Source organism: Chthonomonas sp. (assembly GCA_016788115.1).
In the GTDB taxonomy this organism is placed as follows: domain Bacteria; phylum Armatimonadota; class Fimbriimonadia; order Fimbriimonadales; family Fimbriimonadaceae; genus UBA2391.
Map to the genome: position 1 here is coordinate 522,315 of JAEURR010000005.1, position 8,201 is coordinate 530,515.

Consider the following 8,201-nt stretch of genomic DNA (forward strand, 5'->3'; position numbering starts at 1 on the left):
GGATTGAGTCCGAGAGTACCCGCAGGGTCGTGCAGTACAATGGAGAGCGTCATGCCACAGATCTCTGCCCGCGGAGTCGCCATGCCGCCCTCGCCCATTCGCAAGCTCTTGCCGTACGCCGATGCGGCCAAGGCCCGCGGCGTGGATGTGATTCACCTGAACATCGGGCAACCGGACCTGGAGGCCCCTGAAGAGTTCTGGACCGCGCTGCGAGACCGTCGGCCCCGCGTGCTGGAGTACTCACCGTCGGGTGGCAATGCGAGTTTGCGCAAGAAAATGCGCGAATTCTACAAGCGTCAGCTGGGGATCGAGCTGACCGAGCCACAGTTGCTGGTGACGGTAGCGGGAAGCGAAGCGATCTGTTTCGCCATGCTAGCGTGCTGCAATCCTGGGGATGAGGTCATTGTCCCCGAGCCGTTCTACGCGAACTACCTTGGGTTCGCGCAGATCACGGGTGTCGTAATCCGGCCCATCACCACCCGCATCGAGGACAACTTCGCTTTGCCCGATGCCCGGGCCTTTGCCGAGCAAATCAACGACCGCACCCGTGCCATCCTCATTTGTAACCCGAGCAACCCGACGGGCACGATCTATGATCGCGCGCAACTGGAGGCCCTCGCCGAGGTTGCGCTGAAGCACGATCTGTACGTGATTGCCGACGAGGTCTACCGCGAGTTCAACTACACCGATAGCGAGGTTCCCAGCATCCTGCAGATGGCGGGACTGGAGCAGCACGCAGTGATGGTGGATTCTGTGTCCAAGCGCTATTCGCTTTGCGGGGCGCGACTTGGGTTCATCGTCAGCAAGAACGAACTGGTGATGTCCGCCGCGCTGCGATTCGCGATGGCGCGCCTCTCACCCCCAGGTCTCGCGCAGATCGGCGTGGAAGCGGCCATCGAGACCTCGCCCGAGTACTACGTGTGCGTCCGCGACGAGTACATGCGGCGCAGAGACCTGCTCGTCGCGCGGCTGAATTCTATCCCGGGCGTATTCTGTCCCCGGATTGACGGCGCATTTTATGCGACGGTACGGCTACCGATTGATGATGCCGACCGGTTTTGCCAGTGGCTACTGGAATCGTTCGAGCACGAAGGGCACACGGTCATGGTGTCGCCTGCGACCGGGTTCTATGCGACGCCTGGGCTCGGCATCGACGAAGTTCGATTCGCCTACGTGCTCGAATGCGACCGGCTCAACCTGGCGATGGACATCCTGGAGAAAGCGTTGGCCGTCTACCCAGGACGCAAAGCGCTAGCTGCGGTTTAGATGTCGCCGTCGGTTTCGTAGTTGCCGCTCAAGATGAGGTAGTCGAAGAAGTCAATCGTGCCGTCCTCATTGAAATCGGCATTGGCGAGCCAAGTCGGGTCACCAGTCGACGCGTCATAAGCACCGGAGAAAGCGAGATAGTCGAACAAGTCGATGAAGTTGTCTCCGTTCACATCTCCATTCACCATAGAGAGGATCACGTTCGCCACGTCGGTCGATCCGACGGTCACGTTGATGGTGCGGCGGAGCCAGTGGCTGTACTTCAGGCTGAGTTTGTAGTTGCCTGCGCCTGGGGTGGGAATGACGATCAATCCGCTGTTGAGGACCGGTCGGTCATTCCACGTCGTAATTGGCACGTTGCCGGTGGTGCGCCACTCCAGCTGCACGTCCCGTGAGCCGAGCCCAATGCTTGAGCCCTGGAGCGAGACGCTGATGAAGGCGAACGGGCCTGCCGCGCCGAACTTCTCCATCCATCGCGAGTCCATGTCGTCCACGTCGCCGTCGTTGTCGAAGTCGTAGACGTTCTTCACGGTCGCGCCACCACCCGCGGGTGCGGCCGTTCGGGCTAGGTTTAGCTGGGTGCGGTCACCGTTGCTGAGCTTGCCGTAGTGACCGATGCGGTATCCCGCGATGGCCTCGCGGAAGAGTTTGTGATCGTTCGAGTCGATATCCGTGTCAGCGTCCATGTTGGCGCGTGCGGCAGACTGGCCCCCGACCGCCGTGCCGCTGTACCCGGTCAAGAACTGGAGGTAGTCGGCCACGTCAAGCACACGATTGTCGTTCAGGTCGGCGCGCATCGGCTTTGCATTGGTTGTGTTCTGCAGCCAGGCGAGAAGTGTTGGCTCAATCGATGCCGTAATCTGGTTGCCTTCCCAGAGGATGAAATCTCCGACGCCTGCATCCCTCGTTTTGTCGAGTTGGTCGGTCAGCGCCGGGTGGCCGCTCGTGATCGCGAGGCCCGCAACGACCCGTTTGCCTGCTGCGGAACTCTTGGCGGTGTTCAAGTCGCTGGTGATGCCACTCAGCGAGCCGTAGGCCATCGGAGTTGGCATATCCAGGTAGCCGCCGCTGCACCAGCTTGGCCAGTCTTGGCACTTGGCAATCTGAGCGCTGCTGCTCATCGCGGACGCGAAAATCGCCCCCTCGAACGGGATGTCGTCCGATCCGTCCTTGATCCCGAGATACATCTGCCGTGCAGCCTCGCTGATGCCCGCACGTCGCCAATTGAGGAATTGATTCCAGTACGGCTTAGTCGATCGGTCGGCTTGCGTAAAGATGTCTGCGCCCGCCCCGTAGATCGCCATGAACTGCGCATTTGACCACGATTCGTAGCTCCAAGGCGCGCTGTACACGTCGTTGGTGACATCGTCGATGGGCATGCGGTGGTAGTCCGTCTGAATGCCCCAGAGTCCGGAGTAGCCCGCCAGTTCGGTGCAGTAGGCCCTGAGCTTGGCTTGCACTCCGGGATGGCACAGATTCGCGAAGACTTGGCCAGCTTGATCGCCTCCGGTCGCCCCGGTAGCGATGCTTTTCACCTGCCACTCAGGGTTCGAGGTGAAGTTGTAGGCACCGGTGGTCTGGTATTGCCAGTAGCCGGCTTCGACCCAGGCATGAACTCGGATGTTGTAGCGTGCGGCGAGCGGGATCGCTTGGCCAAGGTAGTCGTATCCGAACCGGCTGTTGAAGATCCCCTGCTTGCCCGTGCTGAGGCCGTGGTAGAAGGTCTCTAGGTACAGGTCCGTGATGCCCGCGCGGGCATACGCTTGAAGGCTCGTCTCTAGGCTAGAGATGGTCGAGGGCGGTCGTAGCCAGACGCCTCGAATCGGGCGGTCAGAACGGTAGGTCTGTCCAAGCGCGGTAGCGGAGGCGAGGACAGCAAAAGCAAGCAAGCAATAACGATTCATCAGGCCCCTTCAGTGTACAACGGATTGTTGCGGACTCCAGCAGTGCCTGAGGCAAAAGAAAGCCCCGATCCTATCCAGGATCGGGGCTAGACTGGGGCGCGAGATTAGTCTTCGCCCTGCAGTTCCCAAGCTTCGCTCATCACGAAGTAGTCGAAGAGGTCGATCGAGCCGTCGCCGTTCAGGTCTGCACCTATGTTGGCGGTGTAGGCCGGATCGCCCGTGGTCGACTCGTAGCCCGCGGACATCACCAGGAAGTCGAAGAAGTCGACGGTGTTGTCGCCGTTACAGTCGCCATTGATGAGGCTGAAGTTCACGTCGGTCACCGCGGAGTCGCCGATGAAGACGTTGGACTGTTTGTCGGATAACCAGTGCGAGGCCTTGGCGACGATGTCGTAGGTGCCTCCCACCGAAGTGACGAACGAGTAGTTGCCACTTGCATCCAAGTTCACGATCTTCGTGTCGAGGACGTTGCCAGCCTGCTTCAGCTGGATCGTCACCGGGATGGTGGTAACGCTCAAGTTCCAGGACTTGAGATCGACCTTGCCCGAGACCACGGCTTGCCCGATGATTTGCCGATTCGCCTTGATGTCCACAAACGTTCCGCCGTAGATCACCGACCAGTCTGCTGCCGGTGGCAAGGTGGTGAAGGTGCCCGCCCGGCTCGTGCCGGTGATGATGCGGAACGTGTCGTTTGGCTGGACCACCATGCCCGGAAGCACGCTGACTTCCAGCTTGCCAGCGACGGTGACCGCTGCGCCCGCGAGCTTGCCGATCTGGCCCACCGCGTATCCGCCGATGCGCGCGCTGTACTGGCCGCCTGTCATGGTGACGTTACCAGTCGTGAGGGTCCCGGTGGGGTTACCCGGAGCGAGGATTCCGTTTGACTGGTTGATCGCTGAGCCCACCGTACCCTTGCCGCGGAACGAACCACCGCTGAGCGTGACGCCATTCGTCGTCAGCGTTCCGTCGATGATTGTGAGCCCTGCGGATTGGGTGTAGGTGCTGGCCGCAGGGCTCGTCGTGAAGGTACCTCCGGTACCCATCGTAATATCACCCTGGTTGTTCACCGAGCCGCTCACGCTTTGGGAACGGCCACCCGAGTAGATGATGCTTCCCGTGTTGGTGACCATGTTGCGCAGGAAGTCTTGATTTGCGTTATCCCGCAAGCCAGAGTTGACTCCCAGTAGACGAATGCGCGAGGCGTTCTTAACTGGAGGCGGCACTTGCGTCGAGAGCATGCAGTTGTCGTTGACGATGATCGTGCCGCCGCCAAAGGTGCCCGCGCTGTAGTTCGACATGCCCGCGGTCATCACCACGTTTCCGTCGAGCAACTCGAGGGTGCCGTTGTTCGTAAAGCCTGTCGGCCCGCCACTCCAACCCAGATTGAAGTACGACGTTCCTCCACCGTTCACGCGCTGGATCAACGCGTCGTTGATGAACCACCCATCGCGATGTGATTGTGGTCCGTTCACAATATAGGTGGCCTTGTTGCGGATCGTTCCGTTGTACGAGTAGATCGTTGAGTTTTGCTGGATCGTGCTAAAGGAGGTCAAGTCCGCTGAAAGCCCGAACGCTCCATCAACCATCAATGTTCCTCCGTTGATGCTGCCGACTCCGTTCAGAGTGCCGCTCAGCATTTTCGGAGATCCATCGAGGGTGACGGCACCCGCAAGGGTCATCGTTGCACCATTCAGGTAGCACCCCGTCCCCATGGTGGCGTTGGTTTGCATGACGTGCGTCCCGTTCGTGAATTGGAAGGTGCCTCCGCCCGAACCATAGAATGCACCCGAGTGGGTGCCGCTGTTGAGAGGTCGCAGGACGCCTGAGAGCGACTGCACCGTGCCCTTGTTATTGAATGAAGTAGGACCGCCGTTCCAGCCTTCGCCAATGAACGCACTGCCCGCGCCCGCTGTCTTTTGCAGGACTCCCTCGTTGTTGAAGATGCCGTCGCGAATGCTCAGGTCCCCCGCGATGTGGAACGTGCCTTGGTTCGTGATCGTTCCCGTGTAGGCATAAATGGTGCCTTGATCGAACAGCGAGTTGCCGAGGATCACGACTTTTCGCCCCACCGCTTTGCTGTTCGAGGTGGTGAACGTGGCCCCGCCGAACATGTTCAGAGTTCCCGTTCCCGAGAGTGTTCCACCCCGCTGCGTGAATCGATCGGTGCAGGTCATATTCGCGGAGCCGGTCAGGTTGCCACCATCCACCGCGAATTTCTGGACGCTCACGTCGTTCACGATGCTCACCGTCGCACCCGTCACGCGAACGTCGCCGGTTCCTGTGGACATGCCGGTTACGAGCGACTGATTCCCTTCCGCGAAGGTGACAATGCCCCCACCGGTGCCGTTGAAGAACCCGGAGTGGGTTCCGCTGCCGTGGAGCGCGAGCACGCCGCTTGTACTGAGCACCTGGCCTTGGTTCGAAACGCCGCGGGCGCCGCCGCTCCAAGCCTCGTTAAAGCTCATCGTGCCCGCTCCGGCCGTTTTGCGCAGGATGCCCGTGTTGAGCAACACGCCATCGCGCAAGAATCCATCGGCGCGCACATCCCAGATTCCGGAGTTCTTCCAACTAGAACTGTACGCGTAAGTGTTCGACGCGTCTAGGTAGATCGTGCCCGCGTTCTCCACTGAGCCGGAAAGACTTCGGCTTGAGCCTCCTGTGAACACGAGCGCACTCCCGACGAACTTGCCAGTACCCGTGATGGTGCCAGCGAGGAACTGGGGGGTACCGCTCAACGTGTTCGTCCCGGTCACCGTGAGTGTTGCGCCGTTGACCGCAGAACCAGTTGCTAGTGTACAGCCTGTAATAGTGTGGTTTCCCGTGACAAATTGCACGGTTCCGGAGCCAGTGCCAGAAAAGGTGCCGCCTGTATGGAGGCCGTTAGCGCCAAACGCGAGCACGCCACTGGACGAAGTCATCGTCCCTTGGTTCTTCGTCAAAATGGTGCCGCCGCTCCACGGCGTGTTGAGAATCGCAGTCCCAACACCCGAGGTCTTGGCGATCGTCCCATTGTTGGTCAAGGTACCGTCACGCCAGGTCAGGTCACCTTGGATTTGCATGGACCCACTGTTAGTGAAGGCTCCATTGAAAGAGTAAACGATGCCGCCAGTCCAAGTGGACGTGCCGCCAGCCGTCAGGGACCCGTAGATGAAGCGATCTCCCCCACCGTTCTGGTTCATGCCGCCGTTGGCGACCACCGTTCCGGTGACGTTTCCGCCGCTCTGGATGAGCTTGCCGTTGAGCACAAGCCCGGATCCGCCGAGGTTGCCACCCTCGAGTGCAAAGTCCTGCCCGTTGACCCCCGCGTTGGCGGTGAGTGTTCCACCATACATACCCACATCTCCTGGGCCCAGGAATGCGCCTGCATTCAGCACGGGTGATCCCGCTGCAAAGCGCACCTTGCCACTTCCTGACGCCGAAAACGTGCCAGTCGAGGTGCCCGATCCCGCTAGCGCAAGGGTTCCGGAAGAGGAGCGGACGGTACCGGTGTTGTTCACTCCAGCGGCGCCACCGCTCCACGCCTCGTTCATCGTCGTGGTGCCAGCGCCAGCGGTCTTTTCGAGAATGCCTGAGTTGTTGATGATGCCGTCGCGGTAGATCAGGTCCCCCATCACCTGGAAGGTTCCTGAGTTGGTCAGGGTCGAGCCGAAAGCGTAGACCGCGCCGCCCTTGAATTGGGTGTTGCCGCTAACTCCCCATGAGCCCTGGAATTGTTTGTTCGGCGCAGTATCTAGCATAAACAGGCCCGTGATGGTGTGCCCATTTCCATTGATATTCCCCGAATTGAAGGTGACGGGGCCGAACGTCGCGTTTGCCAGAACGTTAAGGTTTCCACCGTTCAGCGTATAAGTCCCCTTCACATCGGAACCGGGGTTCTGAATCGTAAGGATTCCACCGCTGTGCGTGATGTTCGCTCGCGAGAAAAGTTGGCTGATGGTATAGCTGTCTGAAATCGTCGTCGTAAAGTTGCCGACCCCTCCGGTGAGAGCATAGGGAGCGTAGTCGATGTAGACCGAGTCCCCGGAAGGTATTCCAGTGGCGAACCAGTTGGTAGTGACGTTCCAGTTGCCGGACGTTGCGGTCAGCCACCGCCGATCGACCGCCGACGCCGTCGAGCTCATCGAAACGGCGGCGATACCGAGCGCAAGAATCAAAAGTCTGTTTCTCATTTCACTTCTCCAAGCATGCCCCAGCACTCCGCGGGGGCCGTTACCCTGATGGTACGAGAATCTTTCGGCAACTTTGGCTGAAGTGTCACCGAAACCATAGGAATATGCAAAATATTCTCGCGACTTGAACAAATCTTCCCGGTCGCAGGGAATGTGAGAGCGCAAGAATTCACCCGTGGTGAGGCTGCCGGGGGTGAATGAGCGTTGAGCGGGTAGAGAGCCCGCAAGAGATACAAGACGGCGGAGCTCGGAGGATCGCACCGTCTATTTTGAGAATTTTCCCCTAGGGCCTTGACAGCCGGGGGGTGAATGCGGAACAATATCACTCGCCCCGGACATCGGGAAGCAGCTTGAAAGTTGAATAAGGATGCGTGTTCTTGATAGAACAAAGTCAAAATTTATTTTTGGCCAACGTTCAAATTTGAGTAAATACCATGAAAACTAAGCCTGGTTCGCCAGGAGTAGGAACACTTTCTTCGGAGAGTTTGATCATGGCTCAGGACGAACGCTGGCGGCGTGCCTAAAACATGCAAGTCGAACGAGGTCTTCGGACCTAGTGGCGAACGGCGGAGTAATACATGAGCAACGTGCCCACAAGATCGGGACAAACGCAGAAATGCCATAAATACCGAATGTGATTGCGAGGGGGCATCCCCGTGCAATTAAATGGTTTTTCGCTTGTGGAGCGGCTCATGACACATCAGCTAGTTGGTGGGGTAAAGGCCTACCAAGGCTACGACGTGTAGGGGGTCTGAGAGGATGATCCCCCCGAGTGGGACTGAGACACGGCCCACACACCTACGGGTGGCAGCAGTTGGGAATCTTGCACAATGGGGGAAACCCTGATGCAGCGACGCCGCGT

General features: G+C 59.3%; 3 protein-coding genes and 1 rRNA gene. 2 read left to right on the forward strand and 2 right to left on the reverse strand.

Annotation, left to right across the window (positions count from 1 at the left end; all coding sequences use genetic code 11):
• Positions 1-51 precede the first annotated feature (51 nt).
• Positions 52-1,266 (forward strand): pyridoxal phosphate-dependent aminotransferase, encoded by a 1,215-nt coding sequence (locus JNM85_05090; protein ID MBL8087434.1) that lies wholly within the window; start codon positions 52-54, stop codon positions 1,264-1,266.
• Here the strand turns inward: JNM85_05090 and JNM85_05095 are convergent.
• Together JNM85_05095 and JNM85_05100 are read right to left on the reverse strand one after the other, a co-directional pair.
• Positions 1,263-3,170 (reverse strand): family 10 glycosylhydrolase, encoded by a 1,908-nt coding sequence (locus tag JNM85_05095; GenBank protein MBL8087435.1) that lies wholly within the window; start codon positions 3,168-3,170, stop codon positions 1,263-1,265. The genes JNM85_05090 and JNM85_05095 overlap by 4 nt on opposite strands.
• A 104-nt stretch (positions 3,171-3,274) precedes the next feature.
• The gene (locus tag JNM85_05100) at positions 3,275-7,339 is read right to left on the reverse strand and encodes a hypothetical protein (protein ID MBL8087436.1); all 4,065 of its coding nucleotides are present in this window, start codon (positions 7,337-7,339) and stop codon (positions 3,275-3,277) included.
• Positions 7,340-7,812: 473 nt separating this feature from the next.
• Here JNM85_05100 and JNM85_05105 point away from each other — a divergent pair.
• Positions 7,813-8,201: ribosomal RNA gene (locus tag JNM85_05105) — 16S ribosomal RNA — on the forward strand; the annotation flags it as partial.

What these genes read in the sequence shown, in the direction of transcription:
- JNM85_05095 (MBL8087435.1), bottom strand. Translation starts at nt 3,170, where the DNA reads ATGAATCGTTATTGCTTGCTTGCTTTTGCTGTCCTCGCCTCCGCTACC.
- JNM85_05100 (MBL8087436.1), bottom strand. Translation starts at nt 7,339, where the DNA reads ATGAGAAACAGACTTTTGATTCTTGCGCTCGGTATCGCCGCCGTTTCG.
- JNM85_05090 (MBL8087434.1), top strand. Translation starts at nt 52, where the DNA reads ATGCCACAGATCTCTGCCCGCGGAGTCGCCATGCCGCCCTCGCCCATT.